The following is a 17,682-nucleotide window of genomic DNA, read 5'->3' on the forward strand; positions in this document are numbered from 1 at the left end:
GAAGAGATGTCGGCACCCAACAAGTCGTACGACCCTGTCGAGGTCGAGGCACTGAAACCGGAAGAGATCGAGCGGGCGCGGAACGAGGCACTCGAGGCGATCGCCACCGCGACGGACCTGGACGAGCTGCGCGAGGTGAAGATCGCGCACGCGGGAGACCGCTCCGCGCTCGCCCTCGCGAACCGCGAGATCGGGGCTCTGCCCCCGCACGCCAAGGCCGAGGCGGGCAAACGCGTCGGTCAGGCACGCGGTGCGGTGGGCCAGGCCCTCAAGAAGCGCCAGCAGGAACTGGAGGCCGAGCGGGACGAGCGCGTCCTCGCCGAGGAGGCCGTCGACGTCACGCTGCCCTACGACCGGCTGCCCGTCGGCGCACGGCACCCCCTGACGACGCTGTCCGAGCGCATCGAGGACGTCTTCGTCGCCATGGGGTACGAGGTGGCTGAAGGGCCCGAGGTCGAGGCCGAGTGGCTCAACTTCGACGCGCTGAACATCCCGCCGGACCACCCCGCGCGCACCATGCAGGACACCTTCTTCGTCCGGAGCCGCGGTGACGGTGAGGAGGCGGCCGACGAGTCCGGTGTCGTGCTGCGCACCCACACCTCCCCCGTGCAGATCCGCACCCTGCTCGACCGCGAGCCGCCGGTCTACGTGATCTGCCCCGGGCGGGTGTTCCGCACCGACGAGCTGGACGCCACCCACACGCCCGTCTTCACCCAGGTCGAGCTGCTGGCCGTGGACGAGGGGCTCACCATGGCCGATCTGAAGGGGACCCTGGACCACATGGTGCAGTCCCTCTTCGGAGCGGACATGACGACGCGGCTGCGCCCGAACTACTTCCCCTTCACCGAACCGTCCGCCGAGATGGACATGGTCTGTTACGTGTGCCACGGGGACTCCGTCGGGAATCCGGACCGCCCCTGCCGCACCTGCTCCTCCGAGGGCTGGATCGAGCTCGGCGGCTGCGGGATGGTCAACCCGCGGGTGCTCACGGCCTGCGGCGTCGACCCGGAGAAGTACAGCGGCTTCGCCTTCGGGTTCGGCATCGAGCGGATGCTGATGTTCCGCCACAACGTCGAGGACATGCGAGACATGGTCGAGGGTGACGTGCGCTTCACCCGGCCGTTCGGGATGGAGATCTGATGCGGGCGCCGCTTTCCTGGCTGCGTGAGTACGTCGACCTGCCGGCGGGCGAGACCGGTCGTGACGTCGCGGCGAGGCTGATCGAGGCAGGACTGGAGGTCGAGACCGTCGACCGGCTCGGCGCCGGCCTGAAGGGGCCCCTGGTCGTCGGGCGGGTGCTGGCGATCGAGGAGCTGACGGAGTTCAAGAAGCCCATCCGCTACTGCCAGGTCGACGTGGGCGACGCCAACGGGACCGGTGAGCCGCAGAACCTGATCTGCGGTGCCACCAACTTCTCCGTCGGCGACAAGGTCGTCGTGGTGCTGCCGGGAGCGGTGCTCCCCGGGGACTTCGTCATCAGCGCACGGAAGACCTACGGGAAGGTCTCCGAGGGCATGATCTGCTCCGCCCGCGAACTGGGCATGGGTGAGGACCACGACGGCATCATCGTGCTGCCGCCCGAGCACGAAGCGGGCACCGACGCGGTCGAGCTGCTCGAACTCGTCGACGAGGTGCTGGACATCGCGGTCACACCCGACCGCGGCTACTGCCTGTCGATGCGCGGAGTCGCCCGTGAGACGGCCACCGCGTACGGGTTGCCGCTGCGCGACCCGGCGCTGCTGGACGTGCCCGCCCCGAACGAGTACGGCCCGCGGGTCGAGGTCGGCGACGTGGCGGGATGCGACCGCTTCACGGCCCGCGCCGTCACGGGCCTGCGCACCGACGCGCGCTCTCCTCTCTGGCTGCAGCGCCGCTTGCAGAAGGCCGGTATGCGGCCCATCTCGCTGGCCGTCGACATCACCAACTACGTGATGCTCGAACTGGGTCAGCCCCTGCACGCCTACGATCGCACCCGGATCGACGGTGCCATCGGCGTGCGCCGTGCCGAAGCGGGCGAGAAGCTGACGACCCTGGACGCGGTGGAGCGCACGCTCCACCCCGAGGATCTGGTCATCACCGACAGCCGCGGCCCGATCGGCCTGGCAGGCGTGATGGGGGGCGCCCACAGCGAGATCGCCGACGCGGCCGACGGAGCGGCGGGAAGCACCGAGGTCGTCATCGAGGCCGCGCACTTCGACCCTGTCTCCGTGGCGCGCACCGCACGGCGGCACCGGCTCTCGTCCGAGGCGTCCCGCCGATTCGAGCGGGGCGTGGACCCCGAGGCAGCGGCCGCCGCGGCGCAGCGCACCGTCGACCTGCTGGTGCTGCTGGCCGGAGGGTCGGCCGAGGCCGGCGTCACCGAGTTCGCCGCGCAGGGCGGCGGCCCGCGCACCGTGACGATGACCGCGGGGCATCCGGATCGGGTCGCCGGTGTCACCTACGGCAGGGAGACGGTCGTCCGCCGTCTGCAGCAGGTGGGCTGCGATGTGCACGGGCAGGACAGCCTGACCGTCACCGTGCCGCCGTGGCGACCGGACCTGACCGATCCCAACGACCTCGCGGAGGAGGTCATCCGGCTCGAGGGGTACGCGACACTGCCGTCGAGGCTGCCCCGTCCTCCCGCCGGACGCGGTCTCACCGAGGGGCAGCGCCTGCGCCGCCGCGTCGGCCGCGCGCTGGCGGGTGCCGGCTTCACCGAGGTCCTGAACTACCCCTTCATCGGGGCTCCGGCACTGGACGCACTCCAACTGGATGCCGGTGACCCGGGCCGCCGGACGGTGGAACTGGTCAACCCGTTGTCGGACGAGGAGCCGTCCCTGCGGACCTCGCTGCTTCCCGGCATGCTTCAGGCGCTGCGGCGCAACGACGGTCGGGGCAGCCAGGGGGCCCAGGGCGGTCTGGCGCTGTTCGAGACGGGGCTGGTATTCCGCCCCACCGGTGAGGAGACCGCCGCTCCCCGGCCGAGTGTGACGGGCAGGCCGACCGACGGGGAGATCGCCGCGCTCGACGCCGCGCTTCCGGACCAGCCGCGCCATGTGGCCGCCGTCCTCTCCGGGCCCCGCGAGCGGGCGGGCTGGTGGGGCGCCGGGTACCCGGCCGGCTGGGCCGACGCGATCGAGGCCGCGCGCACCGTTGCTCGGGAGGCCGGTGCCGAACTGGTCGTCGAGCGTGGCCAGTACGGTCCTTGGCACCCCGGCAGGTGCGCACGGCTCGCCGTCGGGGAGCGGACCGTCGGGTACGCGGGTGAGTTGCATCCCCGTGTCATCAAGGCCTTCGGGCTGCCGGCACGCACCTGCGCGATGGAGTTGGAGCTCGATGCCCTGGAGGAGGCCGGCACGGGCGGGGTGCAGGCGCCGGGTGTCTCCTCGTACCCCGTGGCCACCCAGGACGTCGCTCTGGTGGTGGACGCCGAGGTGCCCAGTGCGCGGGTGGAGGAGGCCCTCCGCGAGGGAGCGGGTCCGCTGCTCGAGTCGGTGCGGCTCTTCGACGTGTTCACCGGTGACCAGCTCGGCGAGGGCCGCAAGTCCCTTGCGTACGCGCTGCGTTTTCGCGCGACCGATCGGACGCTGAAGGCTGACGAGGCGTCGGAGGCGCGTGACGGAGCCGTCGCGGCAGCGGTGGAACGCACTGGCGCGGTCCTCCGCGGCGCCTGAGAGGAATCCGACAACACCTCCCGAACACCTGACAGGCGGGGACGGTTCCGGACAAGCGGAACCGTCCCCGCCGCGCGTGTCGTGAACGGGGCGCAGCGGATGCGAGGCGCTGAAGCCGATGGTGTGAAGATATGAAGACGGGCGCTGCCTCAGGTGGCTTCGGTTCGTCGCATCGTGATCTCATCCAACTCCGGCGGGCGCCGCACTTACCGACGGGTACCTCGCAGGCCCGGAGCGGCGTCGCCGTCTCGGGCGGCACGCACCATGTGCCGGTCGATTCACCTCACGAGATCACTGTATGGAAGGGAAGCGCTTCCCATGCTGAACGACAAGATCGAGACCGCCGAGATCGCGGACGCCGAGCTGGACCAGGTTGCCGGCGGTGTCGGTGTCGAGGGTGGCGTCGGCGTTGCCGGTGTCGAGGTTGCGACCGGCGTCTCCGCCGACGTTTCCGACGTGACCGGCGCCGTTTCCGGCGTGACCGGTGCCGCCTCCGGCGTGACCGGCACCGTCTCCGGCGTGACCGGCACGGTCACCGGCCTGACCGGCGGCCTGCTCTGAGCTTCTGAGCCGACGGCCGCTCCGCGCCCACGGGTGACGGACCGAAGCGGCCGGGAGCAGTGACGCAAGGGGCGTCCCAGTTCGCTGGGGCGCCCCTTCCGCATGCCCGGAAAGCGGTTTCTCCCCGATGCCGCAGAGAAGCCCATGGGCTATTCGGAGCCGAAGGCGGCGCGGATGGAAAGGATGAGTGGGAAGTGGCCGCCATGTTGATGCCCGTTGTGAAGATGTGACGACCCCGTGGTTCCTGAGTGGCAGTCGCCTCCGCTCACATGTTCTGATCATTCGGCGGATCGCGCGGCAGGCAAATTCCCTTTGCGGGATGGATCTCGTGCTGCTGCGCTCCGCGTCCGCGCCGTTCTTCGGCCCGGACGAAATCCTTGTAAGAAGCAATGAAGGGAAGCGCTTCCCATGCGTGAGCACATCGAGACCGCCGAGATCGCCGACACCGAGCTGGACAACGTCTCGGGCGGTCTGCTCGAGGGCGCCATGAGCCAGGTCACCGGCACCGTCGAGAACGTCGTCGGTGCCGACCTCGGCGGCGTCGCCACCGACCTCGGTGGCGTGGGCGTCATGCCCGAGACCGGCATCGCCCCGCAGACCGGCATCAGCCTCTGACGGACATTCGGCACGCGGATCGCGATCCGCACCATGTCGGCCGGCAGCGGGTGAGTGATCGCCCGTAACGGCGCACAGGCCCCGGAACTTCGTTCCGGGGCCTGTGTTACGGTCGTCCACCGTTGTCGCCGTATTGCCGCCGCAGGCACTTGCAACGAAGGAACAGTGACGTGCAGTTTCGGCAGAAGGCGCTTTCCAAGCTGCAGTCGCCCGAAGAACTCGACGTTCCCGTCCGTTTCGCACGGCCCCAGGGACGCATCGTCCTGGCGGTCACCGTTCTGGTGATCGCCGCCGCAGCGATCTGGTCGGTCACCGGCACCGTCTCCTCGAAACTCGAGGCGCCCGGCATCCTCACCCACGGCAAGGGGAGTTACCTCCTCCAGAGCCCGGTGGCCGGACAGGTCACCGCGGTTCTCGCGAAGGAGGGCGACGTGATGGGGGCCGAAGAGCCGCTGGTTCGGGTCAGCACGCCGGAAGGCGACCGCGCCATACGCACGGTGGCCCCTGGCCGGGTCACCGGGCTTTCCGCGGGCATCGGGTCCGTCGTGACCACCGGGGCGGACGTGGCAGTGCTCGAAAGGCTCCGAGGCCCGAACGATCCGCTGGTCGCCACGCTCTACGCCTCCGGCACCGGGGCTCAGGACATCTCCGCGGGGGACTCCGTCGACCTCACGGTCCACTCGGTGTCCAGCCAGAAGTACGGCGTGCTGCGCGGCACCGTCGCCGCCGTGGGACGGGTCCCGCAGGGGGAGAAGCAGATCGCATCGTTCCTCGGTGATGCCCGCCTGGCGCAGGAGTACACCCGCAACGGCCCGCCGATCGCGGTGAAGGTGAAGCTCCAGCGGTCGTCGACGACCGAGTCCGGACTGCGCTGGTCGGTGAACGACGGCCCGCCCTACGAGTTGGAATCCATGACGACGGTGACGGCCGCCGTCCGCCTCGACGCGCAGCACCCCGTCGAATGGATACTTCCGTGAGTGCGCCCCGCCCGCAGGGCCGCAGGTCGGCAACGAACGGACCGCGGCGCAGCCGCTCGGCACCCCCGCCCGGGAGGAGGCGCTCCGCACCGCAGCAGGGGGGCCGCCGCAGGCGCGCCCCGAGCGCGCGCCCGGGACCGCCGCCCAAGCGCGGCCGCCGCAAGTCCGTCCGCACTCCCTCCATCCTGCAGATGGAGGCCGTGGAGTGCGGCGCCGCCTCACTCGCCATGGTCCTCGCCCACTACGGAAGGCACGTTCCGCTCGAGGAACTGCGGATCGCCTGCGGGGTCTCCCGGGACGGCTCACGTGCCAGCAACCTGCTGAAGGCCGCACGCAGCTACGGGTTCACCGCCAAGGGCATGCAGATGGAGCCGGCCGCTCTCGCCGACGTGCAGGCGCCCGCGATCCTGTTCTGGGAGTTCAACCACTACGTGGTGTTCGACGGGATGGGGCGGCGATTCGGCCGCACCGGCGTGTACATCAACGACCCGGCCCGCGGCCGCCGGTTCGTGACCATGGAGGAGTTCGACACCAGCTTCACCGGCGTGGTGCTCACCTTCGAGCCGTCGAAGGACTTCCGCAGGGGAGGCCGCAAGCCCGGTGTCGCCGGTGCCCTCCCCGCCCGGCTCCGGGGCACCTCGGGAGCCATGTTCGCCGCGCTCGTGGCGAGTTTCCTGCTGGTCGTCACGGGCGCCACCATTCCCGCGCTCAGCCGCACCTACATCGACATGTTCCTCTTCGGCGGGCAGACGTCCCTGCTGGGAGTGCTGTTCGCGGCCATGGCCGGGGCGGTGGTGCTCACGGCCGTGCTCACGGGGATCCAGCAGGCCAACCTGCTGCGGAGCCGCATCATCTCCTCGACGCTCAGCAGCGCCCGGTTCATGCGTCACCTGCTCCGGCTGCCGGTCACCTTCTTCGCCCAGCGCAACCCGGCCGACCTGGTGCAGCGGCTGCGCTCCAACGACTCGGTGGCCGAGACGCTCGCCCGCGATCTCGCCGCCGCGGGCGTGGACGCGGTCGTCGTGCTGCTCTACGCGGTGCTGCTGTGGACCTACGATCCGCAGCTCACCATGGTGGGTGTGTCCATCGCGCTGCTCAACGTGGTCGCCATGCGCACGGTCATCCGGCTGCGGGCGACCCGTACGCAGAAGCTGCGTGCCGACAACGCGCGGCTGACGAACACCGCCTACAGCGGTCTCCAGCTCCTCGAGACGATGAAGGCCACCGGTGGCGAGAACGGGTACTTCCGGCGCTGGGCTGGACAGCACGCCACCACGTTGGACGAACAGCAGAAGCTGGGCGTCCCCACCGCGGTGCTGGCGATCGTCGCCCCGACCCTCGCGGCGGTCAACAGCGCCCTGATCCTCCTCATCGGCGGCATGCGCGCCGTCGAGGGCGTGATCACGGTCGGTCTGCTGGTCGCCTTCCAGGCTCTGGTCACCAGCTTCACCACGCCCATCACACGGCTGAACGGGGTCGTCGGGCGCATCCAGGACTTCGCCGCCGACGTGGCGCGCCTCAAGGACGTCGAGACCTTCCCCGCCGACCGCCTCTACACCCGCGAACTCGAGGCCAGTACCCGTCGTCTCAAGGGGTACGTGACGCTGGAGAACATCACCTTCGGCTACAGCCCCCTCGACGACCCGCTCCTGAAGGGCTTCTCGCTGGCGGTCGGTCCGGGGCGGCAAGTGGCGCTGGTCGGCGGTTCGGGCAGCGGCAAGTCCACCGTCTCCCGCCTCATATCCGGCCTGTATTCGCCGTGGGACGGCATCATCCGCGTCGACGGCCGCCGGCTGGAGGACGTCTCCCGGAGCGAACTCGCCTCCTCGGTCTCCTTCGTGGACCAGGACGTCTTCCTCTTCGAGGGCACCGTCCGGGACAACGTCGCCCTCTGGGACCCCTCGATACCCGACGAGGCGGTGACCGCCGCACTGGAGGACGCCGCACTGCTCGACGTCGTCTCCCGCCGGCCCGGCGGAATCCACAGCCGTGTGGAGCAGGACGGGCGGAACTTCTCCGGCGGACAACGGCAACGCCTCGAGATCGCCCGGGCTCTCGTCCGCCGCCCGAGCATTCTCGTCCTCGACGAGGTCACCAGCGCCCTGGACGCGGAGACCGAAGCCCTCATCATCGACAATCTGCGCCGCCGGGGATGCGCCTGCATCGTCATCGCGCACCGGCTCAGCACCGTCCGCGACAGCGACGAGATCGTGGTCCTCGACCGGGGAACGGTCGTCGAGCGGGGCCGCCACCACGAACTGGTCGCCGCCGGGGGGACGTACGCCGAGCTGGTGAAGGAGCACTGAGGTGACCTACGCACAACAGCCCTCCACCGCCACCACCGGGGAGTACGTCCACGACCCCGTCGTCGCCCATTTCGGCGGGCTGGGCCAGCCCGTCGACGCGACCGGCGTACGGAGCCTCTCGCTGGAAGGGCCGCACGTTCTCTGGCTCGTCGTCCAGGGGGCGATGGACGTCTTCGCCGTCGACGTCGCCGAGCACGGGCACTGGCACTTCCTCGGCCGGCTCGAGACAGGGACGCTGCTGCTCGGCCCGGTGGAGGGACCGCAGCACACGCTCGTGGGACGTCCGCTCGCCGGGTGCGCCCTGCGGCGGATCGCCCTGCGGGAGCTGTACCATCCCGACGGCACGGGGCAGTGGGCGGCTGTCGGGGATCCCCAGGACACCGGCCAGTGGGCCGCCTACGGCACCTGGGCCGAAGGCGACACCGGCCAGTGGGCGCTTCCCGAGTACGGTCCGCTGGAGGACGCCTTCGCGCGCGGTACCGGCCGCGGTCTGCGGATCCTCTTCGAGGCCCCGCTCGACGGCCAGCCGTCCCAGCAGCCCGGCACCGTGCCGGAAGTGCCGCAGGACAGCGTCGACGACGACATCCTGTGGATGCAGGTGACCGCCGGATGCGTGCAGTACGCCACCGCCTACGGCGACGCATACGGCGACGGATCCGCCGACCTGCTGATCGACCCCGCCACCTGGCAGCACATGGTCAACCAGCAGTCGCGGCTGCTGTTCGCCCTGGACCGCTGGATCGAACGGCTCGAACGGGCCCACGAGGACCGCACCGCCGCGGGCATCGAGGCCGGCGAGGCCGTGCGCGAACAGGCCGACCAGGCGCTGATCAACTCCATGGGGCGCCGGTCGAAGGACGCCTCGCAAGCAGGACGGGCGGGCGACGACGCGACGCTGGCGGCGTGCCGCCTCGTCGCCCGGACGGCCGGCATCGACCTGCCCGACACTGTTCCCGACGGCCCCGGCGAGGACCGGCAGAGCCCGATCGAACGCATCGCGACCGCGGCCCGGGTCCGCACCAGGGTCGTGGGGCTCACCGGGGACTGGTGGAAGGACAACTGCGGCCCGCTCGTGGGGCGCCGCACCGGCAGCGGAGCGCCGGTGGCGCTGCTGTGGCGGCGCAACCGGTACGAGGCCGTCGATCCGGAAACGGGGGAGCGGACCCCGGTGGGCAAGCGGAACCACGTCCGGTACGAGAGCCGCGGCGTGATGTTCTACCGGCCCCTGCCCGATGCCCCTCTCTCCAAGAAGAGGCTGCTGCTCTTCGCGCTGCGCGGTACCGGCTTCGATCTCCGGAACCTCGTACTGAGCTCACTCGCCGCGGTCGGGCTCGGTGCGCTCGTGCCGATCGCCACGGGCCAGGTGCTGGGTGTCTACGTACCCAACGCGGAGACCAACCTCATCGTGCTGACCGCGGTCGCCCTGATGGGCATCATCCTGGTCTCCGCCGCGTTCCTGCTGCTCCAGAACACCTCGATCCTCCGGCTGGAGGGCCGGTTGGAGTCCACACTGCAACCCGCGGTCTGGGACAGGCTGCTCCGGCTCCCCACCCGGTTCTTCCAGCACCGCTCGACCGGCGAGTTGGCCAGTGCCGCGATGGGCGTCAGCGCGATCCGCAAGACCATCTCCGGGATCAGCTCCGTCGCGGTGCAGTCCTCGACCATGGTCGCCGTCAGCCTGGTCCTGCTGTTCTCCTACAGCGCCCGGCTCGCGGTCGTCGCGGTGGGGCTGCTGGTGCTCGTGCTCTCGGTCTTCCTCGTCGCGGGACTCTGGCAGGTGCGGTGGCAGCGCCGTCTGGTGAAGCTGAACAACAAGCTGAACAACCAGGCCTTCCAGACCCTGCGGGGACTGCCCAAGCTGCGGGTCGCCGCGGCCGAGAGCTTCGCCTACGCCTCCTGGGCGGGGGAGTTCGCGCGCAGCAGGGAACTGCAGCGGAGGGTCGGCCGCATCCGGAACCTGAGCACCGTGCTGGGGGCCGTGCACCTGCCTCTCAGCATGCTCGTGCTGTTCATGCTGCTCGCCGGCCCGGCGCGCGGAGCACTCAGCCCCAGTGCGTTCCTGACCTTCACCTCCGGCGTGACCATGCTGCTGTCCTCGGCCACCCAGCTGACGGGCGCTCTCATCACCACCGTCGCCGTCCTTCCCCTGTACGAGCAGCTCCGGCCCATCCTGGACGAGCGTCCCGAAGTGCAGTCCGGCAGCGTGCAGCCGGGGCGTCTCAGCGGTGCACTCGAGACACGCGGGGTGTCCTTCCGCTACGCGGACGACGAGCCCCTCGTCCTGGACGACGTCTCCTTCTCCGTGGAGCCCGGGGAGTTCGTGGCCATCGTGGGGGCCAGCGGCTGCGGGAAATCGACCCTGCTGCGCCTGCTGATCGGCTTCGACAAGCCGACCTCGGGAGAGGTCCGCTACGACGGGCAGGACCTCTCCGCCCTGGACCAGGCGGCCGTGCGCCGGCAGTGCGGTGTCGTGCTGCAGAACTCCCAGCCCTTCACCGGATCGATCCTCGAATGCATCTGCGGGACCGAGACGTACTCGCTGGAGGAGGCGTGGGAGGCGGCCAGGATGGCCGGCCTCGCCGACGACATCAAGGCCATGCCGATGGGTATGCACACCATGCTCTCCGACGGCGGCGGCAGCATCTCCGGCGGGCAGCGGCAGCGGCTCATGATCGCGCAGGCCCTCATACGCAGAGCCCGCATCCTCTTCTTCGACGAGGCCACCAGCGCGCTCGACAACGAGACACAGCGCCTGGTCACCGACAGCACGCGTCAGATGCGCGCCACCCGTGTGGTCATCGCCCACCGGCTGTCCACCGTGATGGACGCCGACCGCATCGTGGTCATGTCGGAGGGCAGGGTGGTGCAGCAGGGACCGCCCGCCGACCTTCTGGAGGACACTGCGGGGCTTTTCCACGAACTGGTGCGGCGCCAGGTCCAGTAGTGACACGTCAGGGTCCGGTGCGCTCCGGAATCGGAACGCACCGGACCCTGACGCGGTGCCCGTCCTGTGCTCAGTCGTAGGCGTAGAACCCGGCGCCGGTCTTGCGGCCCAGCCGTCCGGCATCGACCATCCGCTGCAGCAGCGGCGGTGCCGCGTAGAGCGGTTCCTTGAACTCCGCGTACATCGAATCCGCCACGGACACCACGGTGTCCAGCCCGATCAGGTCGGCGAGCTTGAGCGGCCCCATGGGGTGCGCACAGCCCATCTCCATGCCGTTGTCGATGTCCTCCCGGGAGGCGATCCCGGACTCGAACATGCGGACCGCCGACAGCAGGTAGGGGATGAGTAGCGCGTTCACCACGAACCCGGAGCGGTCCTGGGCGCGGATGGCGTGCTTCCCCAGCAGCGAGGTGACAGCCTCCTCCGCGCGCTTGACGGTCTCCTCGCCGGTGGTCAGCGCGGGGATCAGCTCGACCAGCTTCTGCACCGGGGCCGGGTTGAAGAAGTGGATGCCGATGACCTGGTCCGGTCGGGAGGTGGCCACGGCGAGCTTCACCAGCGGGATGGAGGACGTGTTCGACGCCAGGATGGCGTCGGGACGGGTCACCACCTGGTCGAGGACCTGGAAGATCTCGGTCTTGACCTGCTCGTTCTCCACGACCGCCTCGATCACCAGATCGCGGTCGGCGAACTCGCCGAGGTCCGTGGTGAACGTGAGGCGCTCCAGGGCGGCGTCCCGCTCCTGAGTGGTGAGCTTGCCGCGGGAGGCCGCCTTCTCCAGCGAGTTCACCAGCCGGGTGCGTCCCAGCTCCAGGGCCTCCCCCGTCGTCTCGGCGACCTTGACGTCCAGGCCGGCGCGTGCGCACACCTCGGCGATGCCGGCGCCCATCTGGCCGCATCCGACCACTCCGACGCGTTCGATGTCGGTCACATCTCGCCTTTCGCAGATCTTCGGGTCTCCCGGGCGCGGCGGCCGTGGGAGTCCCTCCGGGCCGCACCGCCCCGGGGAGCGACGGTATCGCGCTCGGCCGGGCGCCAGGAGGTCCGGGGCGCCGCCGCGGATTTCCCCGCGGATGCGGTGTCGTTGCGTGTCAACAGGACAACCCGGAGTAACGGGCGCGGTGTCCTGGTACGGCGTGCCCTCTTGCCGGTGGTGCGCGGCAGCAGCAGGCTCGTGCCGCGAACGATCGGGCGAGGAGCGCACGAGGAGGGGCACGTGGAGGGCATTTCCCGAAGACTGTTCGGTGCGGCTGCCGCAGGAGTGCTGTCAAGCACCGCGCTGGGCGGCCCGGCCGCGGCAGCCGCGCGTTCCGGGCGGCACCACGGCAGGCGGCCGCAGATGCGCGGCATGTGGGTCGCCACGGTCGCGAACATAGACTGGCCCAGCAGACCCGGCCTGCCCGCCGAGGTCCACCGGTCGGAACTGGTCGATCTGCTCGACCTGGCGGTGGAGCGCCGCCTGAACACCGTCGTGCTCCAGGTGCGGCCGACGGCCGACGCCTTCTGGCCGTCCCGCTTCGAACCCTGGTCCCGCTTCCTCACCGGGGAACAGGGGCGCGACCCCGGCTGGGATCCGCTCGGATTCGCCGTCCGGGAGGCTCACCGGCGGGGCCTGGAACTGCATGCCTGGTTCAATCCTTACCGCATCGCCAACCACGACGACCCCGCACGCCTGGTGCCGAGCCACCCCGCACGCAGGCACCCGGACTGGGTCGTCCCCTACGGCGGCAAGCTCTACTACAACCCCGGCCTGCCGGAGGTCCGCCGCTTCGTGCAGGACGCCATGTTCGACGCGGTCGAACGCTACGACATCGACGCCGTGCACTGGGACGACTACTTCTACCCGTATCCCGTGGCCGGGGAGTCCTTCGACGACGACGCCGCATACCGGGAGTACGGCGGCGGCTTCGCCGACCGGGCCGCATGGCGCCGGCACAACGTCGACCTCCTCGTGCAGGAGACCTCGCGGCGGCTGCGCCGGACCAAGCCGCAGGTGCGTTTCGGGATCAGCCCGTTCGCGATCTGGCGCAACGCGTCCACCGACCCCGAGTCCGGGTCGGACACCGCCGGCGGGGTGGAGACCTACGACGACCTGTACGCCGACTCGCGTGCCTGGGTCCGGCAGGGATGGCTCGACTACGTCGTGCCGCAGGTGTACTGGAACATCGGTTTCACCGTCGCCGACTACGCGGTGCTGGTGCCGTGGTGGGCCGACGTGGTGCGGGGAACGGGCACGGACCTCTACATCGGAGAGGCCCTGTACAAGGTCGCCGACCCGGCACAGGGCGCTCCGTGGCACGATCCCGCGGAGTTGTCCCGCCACCTGGCGCTGTGTGCCGGGATTCCCCGGGTGCGGGGCAACATCTACTTCTCGGCGCGGCAGGTGGCCGCGGACCCGATCGGCGCCATGACGCGGGTGGTGGGGGACCACTACCGGTGGCGGGTGCGGCCCCCGCGCTGACGGGAGGGCCGCCGGTGAGGGGCTCGTCCTCGGGCGGGCCCCTCACCGGAGGCCCGGCTCAGGTCGGTCCCCGCTCACCCGATGCGCGCTCGTGCCGCACCACCGAGTCGGGCCCCGGTGACATGACCGCCTCGTGGCCGTCGTCGAAGCGCACCCGGTAGGGCGGTTCGCCGTTCGGTCCCATCACCTCGACGATCTCCGCGACCTTGTCGTGCTGACCCACGGTCCTGCCGTGCACCAGAAGCCGGTCGCCCGTGTTCGCATGCATCCGCGGTGCCTCCTTGGCCTCGGGGCCGGTCGGCGGCGGCTGCGCCGCGGTCTCCAGTCCAGGTCCCGCTCCGTCCGCGCACCCGCCTCCCCGCACGAGTGTCCCCAGCGGTCTCGAACAACCGCTCCCTTCACCGTACGATCACCGGATGGGCGTACGTGTGACGCTGCTCTCCGCTGCTCGCAGCTCCTCCGTGCTCGACGTGCGCTTCGGTGACGACCGCCCGCTCGACGGCGCGGGTCGTGCCGAGGTGCGGCGGGCCGCGCCCGGTTTCGCCTCGCTCTGCACCGCGGAACTGCGCTACTGCTCACCCACGGCCCGCTGTCGCGAGACCTGCGAGGGCGTCGGGGTGGACGCGATCGCGCAGCCCGCCCTGCGCGACTGCGACATGGGCCGCTGGCGCGGCAGCACGCTGCACGAGGTGGCTGCCCGCGATCCCGGCGGGGTGGATGTGTGGTTGGCCGATCCGTACGCGGCCCCGCACGGCGGTGAGCCCCTGATGTCCTTCATCTCCCGCGTGGGCTCCTGGCTCGACACGCGCCCGGCGGCTGCGGGCGATCGTGTCGTCGCGGTCGCCGAGCCGGGAGTGGTGCGCGCGGCGCTCTGCTACGTCCTGCGGGTTCCGCCCCACGTGTACTGGCGCGTCGACGCCAGGCCGCTCTCCGCCGTCGTCTTCGCCGGCCGGGCGGGGGAGTGGCGCCTGTCCCTGGCCTGAGCTGCGCGGTGTGGGTGCCGCCGGCGGGTCGGCACACACTCATTGCATAAACCTGTCGTAGTGCGTATTGTCATGCATGACGAGCAGGAGGTGCGATGACAGTGCGCGCAGCGGTGGCCGGGGCCAGCGGGTATGCGGGAGGCGAGGTCCTCCGCCTGCTCTGCGCCCACCCCGGCATCGGGATCGGGGCACTGACCGGCGGGTCCAACGCCGGCAGGCCCCTCGGCGAACTCCAGCCGGGCCTCGCCCCGCTGGCCGACCGGGTACTGGAGCCGACCACGCCGGAGGTGCTCGCCGGACACGACGTGGTCTTCCTCGCCCTGCCCCACGGGCAGTCGGCGCTCCTCGCCGAGGAACTGGGGGACGAGGTCCTGATCGTCGACTGCGGCGCGGACTTCCGGCTCACCGACCCGGAGGCCTGGGCAAAGTTCTACGGATCGCCGCACGCCGGGAGCTGGCCCTACGGGCTGCCCGAGCTGCCCGGCGCACGGGACGCACTGCGCGGGACCCGGCGGATCGCGGTCCCCGGGTGCTACCCCACTGCGGTCTCCCTCGCCCTGAGTCCGGCCTACGGCGCCGGGCTGGCCGAACCGGAGGCGGTGGTGGTCGCCGCCTCGGGAGCGTCCGGAGCGGGCAGGGCGCTCAAGCCGCACCTGCTCGGCAGCGAGGTCATGGGCTCGATGAGCCCCTACGGCGTCGGCGGTGTGCACCGCCACACCCCGGAGATGTCGCAGAACCTGTCCGCAGTGGCCGGCGAACCGGTGACGGTGTCCTTCACGCCGACGCTGGCGCCCATGCCCCGCGGCATCCTCGCGACGTGCACCGCACCCGCAAAGCCCGGCGTGGCCGCGCAGGAGCTGCGCACCGCCTACGAGAAGTCCTACCGGGACGAGCCGTTCGTGACGCTGCTCCCCGAGGGGCAGTGGCCCTCGACGGGGGCGGTGCACGGCTCGAACACCGTGCAACTCCAGACCGCTCTCGACGAGTCCGCCGGGCGCATCGTCGTGATCGCGGCCGTGGACAACCTCACCAAGGGCACCGCGGGCGGCGCGGTGCAGAGCATGAACATCGCCCTCGGCCTCCCCGAGGACCAGGGGCTCAGCACGATCGGAGTAATGCCGTGAGCGTGACCGCCCCCGCAGGGTTCACCGCGTCGGGAGTCGCGGCCGGAATCAAGGAGAGCGGCGGCCGCGACCTCGCGCTCGTCGTCAACGAGGGCCCCCGCCGCGCGGCGGCGGGCGTCTTCACCCGGAACCGCGTGAAGGCCGCGCCCGTCCTGTGGTCCCAGCAGGTGCTGAAGGGCGGTCTCGTCTCCGCCGTCGTCCTCAACTCCGGAGGGGCGAACGCCTGCACCGGGCCCGAAGGGTTCCAGGACTCCCACGCCACCGCGGAGACGGCCGCCGACGTGCTCGGTCTCGACGCGGCCGAGGTGGCCGTCGCCTCCACCGGCCTCATCGGGGCACGCCTTCCGATGGACAAGGTGCTGCCCGGGGTCGCCGAGGCCGCCGGAGCCCTCTCCCGCCACGGAGGGGAGAAGGCCGCACTCGCGATCAAGACCACCGACACCGTCCACAAGACGGCCGTCGCGGAGCGCGACGGCTGGTCCGTCGGCGGGATGGCGAAGGGCGCCGGCATGCTCGCGCCCAGCCTGGCGACCATGCTGGTCGTCCTCACCACCGACGCCGACCTGGAACCGGCCGAACTGGACAAGGCCCTGAAGGAGGCGACGCGCACCACCTTCGAACGGGTGGACTCCGACGGCTGCCTCTCCACCAACGACACCGTGCTGCTCCTCGCCTCGGGAGCCTCCGGCCGGACCCCCGACCCCGCGGAGTTCGCCACCGCGGTCCACGAGGTGTGCGCCGACCTCGCGCGCCAGCTGGTCTCCGATGCCGAAGGGGCCTCGAAGGACATCCGCATCGAGGTCGTCGGCGCGGCCACCGAGGAGGACGCGGTCGAGGTGGGCAGGACGGTCGCACGCAACGCGCTCCTCAAGTGCGCCGTGCACGGCGAGGACCCGAACTGGGGCCGGGTGCTGTCCGCGATCGGCACCACCTCGGCCGCGTTCGAGCCCGACCGCGTGAACGTGGCGGTCAACGGTGTGTGGGTCTGCCGGGGCGGTGCCATCGGGGAGGACCGGGAGCTGGTCGACATGCGCTTCCGCGAGGTCCGCATCACCGCCGACCTCTCCGAAGGGAACAGTTCCGCCGTGTTCTGGACCAACGACCTGACCGCGGACTACGTCCACGAGAACAGCGCGTACGCCTCATGACCGCTCGTCAGCACACCGCCCTGCCGAAGGCGCAGACCCTGATCGAGGCCCTGCCGTGGCTCACGCGCCACCACGGGAGGACGGTCGTGGTCAAGTTCGGCGGCAACGCCATGGTGGACGACGACCTGAAGGCCGCGTTCGCGCAGGACGTGGTGTTCCTCCGGCACGCCGGGCTGCGGCCGGTCGTCGTCCACGGCGGCGGTCCCCAGATCAGCGCCCAGCTCGAACGGTTCGGGCTGGAGTCGGAGTTCAGGGCCGGCCTGCGCGTCACCACGCCCGAGACCATGGAGGTCGTGCGCATGGTGCTCGCGGGGCAGGTGCAGCGGGAACTGGTCGGGCTCCTCAACCGCCACGGCCCGCTGGCCGTCGGGATGACGGGTGAGGACGCGCACACGCTGACCGCGACCAAGCGGTACGCCGACGTCGACGGCGTACCCGTGGACCTCGGTCGCGTCGGCGACATCGTCGGCGTCGACCCCGGCGCCGTGGAGGCACTGCTCGACGACGGCCGCATCCCGGTGGTCTCCTCCGTCGCCCGCAGCGTCGACGACGAGCACGTGTACAACATCAACGCGGACACGGCCGCGGCCGCGCTGGCCACCGCACTCGGCGCGGAGACCCTGATCGTCCTCACCGACGTGGAGGGCCTCTACGCCGACTGGCCCGCGAGCGACGACGTCATCAGCCGGCTCACCGCCACGGAGCTGGAGAAGCTGCTGCCGGAACTCTCCAGCGGCATGGTCCCGAAGATGGAGGGGTGCCTGCACGCGGTGCGCGGCGGCGTCCGCACCGCACGCATCCTCGACGGCCGGGTGGAGCACGCCATCCTGCTCGAGATCTTCACCGACGAAGGCATCGGCACGATGGTCGTGCCGGATCCGCAGGACGACCCGGAAGCGAGGTCCTGAGC

Annotated in this window: 14 protein-coding genes; 12 read left to right on the forward strand and 2 right to left on the reverse strand. The window is 71.0% G+C overall.

What is annotated here, in order from left to right:
• Positions 1 to 6 precede the first annotated feature (6 nt).
• From pheS to ACL06G_RS06230, 7 genes are all read left to right on the forward strand, one after another.
• The gene (gene pheS / locus ACL06G_RS06200; RefSeq protein ID WP_412835544.1) at positions 7 to 1,140 is read left to right on the forward strand and encodes a phenylalanine--tRNA ligase subunit alpha; all 1,134 of its coding nucleotides are present in this window, start codon (positions 7 to 9) and stop codon (positions 1,138 to 1,140) included.
• Positions 1,140 to 3,653: a phenylalanine--tRNA ligase subunit beta gene (gene pheT / locus ACL06G_RS06205; RefSeq protein ID WP_412835545.1), complete on the forward strand. Its 2,514-nt coding sequence runs from the start codon at positions 1,140 to 1,142 to the stop codon at positions 3,651 to 3,653. The genes pheS and pheT overlap by 1 nt, the downstream gene beginning before the upstream one ends.
• A gap of 318 nt (positions 3,654 to 3,971) precedes the next feature.
• Positions 3,972 to 4,214, forward strand: coding sequence for a type A2 lantipeptide (locus tag ACL06G_RS06210; protein ID WP_412784225.1), 243 nt, complete (start codon positions 3,972 to 3,974; stop codon positions 4,212 to 4,214).
• Positions 4,215 to 4,622: 408 nt separating this feature from the next.
• Complete coding sequence (locus tag ACL06G_RS06215; RefSeq protein WP_412835546.1) at positions 4,623 to 4,829, forward strand: type A2 lantipeptide; 207 nt, start codon at positions 4,623 to 4,625, stop codon at positions 4,827 to 4,829.
• Between the two features lie 170 nt (positions 4,830 to 4,999).
• Positions 5,000 to 5,806 carry an HlyD family efflux transporter periplasmic adaptor subunit gene (locus ACL06G_RS06220; protein ID WP_412784227.1) on the forward strand — a complete coding sequence of 269 codons (807 nt, stop codon included), beginning with the start codon at positions 5,000 to 5,002 and terminating at the stop codon, positions 5,804 to 5,806.
• On the forward strand, positions 5,803 to 8,112 hold the full coding sequence (locus ACL06G_RS06225; protein WP_412835547.1) for an NHLP family bacteriocin export ABC transporter peptidase/permease/ATPase subunit: 2,310 nt from the start codon (positions 5,803 to 5,805) through the stop codon (positions 8,110 to 8,112). The genes ACL06G_RS06220 and ACL06G_RS06225 overlap by 4 nt, the downstream gene beginning before the upstream one ends.
• 1 nt (position 8,113) lies before the next feature.
• On the forward strand, positions 8,114 to 11,056 hold the full coding sequence (locus ACL06G_RS06230; protein ID WP_412784229.1) for an NHLP bacteriocin export ABC transporter permease/ATPase subunit: 2,943 nt from the start codon (positions 8,114 to 8,116) through the stop codon (positions 11,054 to 11,056).
• A gap of 70 nt (positions 11,057 to 11,126) precedes the next feature.
• Here ACL06G_RS06230 and ACL06G_RS06235 read toward each other — a convergent pair whose 3' ends face one another.
• The gene (locus ACL06G_RS06235) at positions 11,127 to 11,987 is read right to left on the reverse strand and encodes a 3-hydroxybutyryl-CoA dehydrogenase (protein WP_412784230.1); all 861 of its coding nucleotides are present in this window, start codon (positions 11,985 to 11,987) and stop codon (positions 11,127 to 11,129) included.
• A gap of 285 nt (positions 11,988 to 12,272) precedes the next feature.
• Between ACL06G_RS06235 and ACL06G_RS06240 the strand changes: the two genes are divergently transcribed.
• Positions 12,273 to 13,517, forward strand: coding sequence for a glycoside hydrolase family 10-like protein (locus ACL06G_RS06240; protein ID WP_412784231.1), 1,245 nt, complete (start codon positions 12,273 to 12,275; stop codon positions 13,515 to 13,517).
• A 58-nt stretch (positions 13,518 to 13,575) separates the two neighbouring features.
• On the opposite strand, the gene ACL06G_RS06245 is transcribed toward ACL06G_RS06240, so the two are convergent.
• Positions 13,576 to 13,785: a DUF1918 domain-containing protein gene (locus tag ACL06G_RS06245; protein WP_412784232.1), complete on the reverse strand. Its 210-nt coding sequence runs from the start codon at positions 13,783 to 13,785 to the stop codon at positions 13,576 to 13,578.
• A 148-nt stretch (positions 13,786 to 13,933) separates the two neighbouring features.
• Here ACL06G_RS06245 and ACL06G_RS06250 point away from each other — a divergent pair, with 148 nt between their 5' ends.
• The 4 genes from ACL06G_RS06250 to argB all read left to right on the forward strand — a co-directional run bounded on the left by ACL06G_RS06250 (position 13,934) and on the right by argB (position 17,680).
• Positions 13,934 to 14,500: a histidine phosphatase family protein gene (locus tag ACL06G_RS06250; RefSeq protein WP_412784233.1), complete on the forward strand. Its 567-nt coding sequence runs from the start codon at positions 13,934 to 13,936 to the stop codon at positions 14,498 to 14,500.
• 95 nt (positions 14,501 to 14,595) lie between these two features.
• Positions 14,596 to 15,624: an N-acetyl-gamma-glutamyl-phosphate reductase gene (gene argC / locus ACL06G_RS06255; protein WP_412784234.1), complete on the forward strand. Its 1,029-nt coding sequence runs from the start codon at positions 14,596 to 14,598 to the stop codon at positions 15,622 to 15,624.
• Positions 15,621 to 16,772, forward strand: a complete 1,152-nt coding sequence (gene argJ, locus ACL06G_RS06260; RefSeq protein ID WP_412784235.1) for a bifunctional glutamate N-acetyltransferase/amino-acid acetyltransferase ArgJ — start codon at positions 15,621 to 15,623, stop codon at positions 16,770 to 16,772. Before argC ends, argJ begins: the two co-directional genes overlap by 4 nt.
• Entirely contained in the window at positions 16,769 to 17,680 is a 912-nt protein-coding gene (argB, locus tag ACL06G_RS06265) for an acetylglutamate kinase (protein WP_412784236.1), read from the forward strand. The genes argJ and argB overlap by 4 nt, the downstream gene beginning before the upstream one ends.
• The last annotated feature ends 2 nt before the right edge of the window (positions 17,681 to 17,682 follow it).

This window comes from Streptomyces callyspongiae (genome assembly GCF_047200695.1).
In the GTDB taxonomy this organism is placed as follows: Bacteria; Actinomycetota; Actinomycetes; order Streptomycetales; family Streptomycetaceae; genus Streptomyces.

Coding starts and splice junctions, on each gene's coding strand:
- pheS (WP_412835544.1), top strand. CDS start 7: ATGTCGGCACCCAACAAGTCGTACGACCCTGTCGAGGTCGAGGCACTG.
- pheT (WP_412835545.1), top strand. CDS start 1,140: ATGCGGGCGCCGCTTTCCTGGCTGCGTGAGTACGTCGACCTGCCGGCG.
- ACL06G_RS06210 (WP_412784225.1), top strand. CDS start 3,972: ATGCTGAACGACAAGATCGAGACCGCCGAGATCGCGGACGCCGAGCTG.
- ACL06G_RS06215 (WP_412835546.1), top strand. CDS start 4,623: ATGCGTGAGCACATCGAGACCGCCGAGATCGCCGACACCGAGCTGGAC.
- ACL06G_RS06245 (WP_412784232.1), bottom strand. CDS start 13,785: ATGCATGCGAACACGGGCGACCGGCTTCTGGTGCACGGCAGGACCGTG.
- ACL06G_RS06250 (WP_412784233.1), top strand. CDS start 13,934: ATGGGCGTACGTGTGACGCTGCTCTCCGCTGCTCGCAGCTCCTCCGTG.
- argC (WP_412784234.1), top strand. CDS start 14,596: ATGACAGTGCGCGCAGCGGTGGCCGGGGCCAGCGGGTATGCGGGAGGC.
- argB (WP_412784236.1), top strand. CDS start 16,769: ATGACCGCTCGTCAGCACACCGCCCTGCCGAAGGCGCAGACCCTGATC.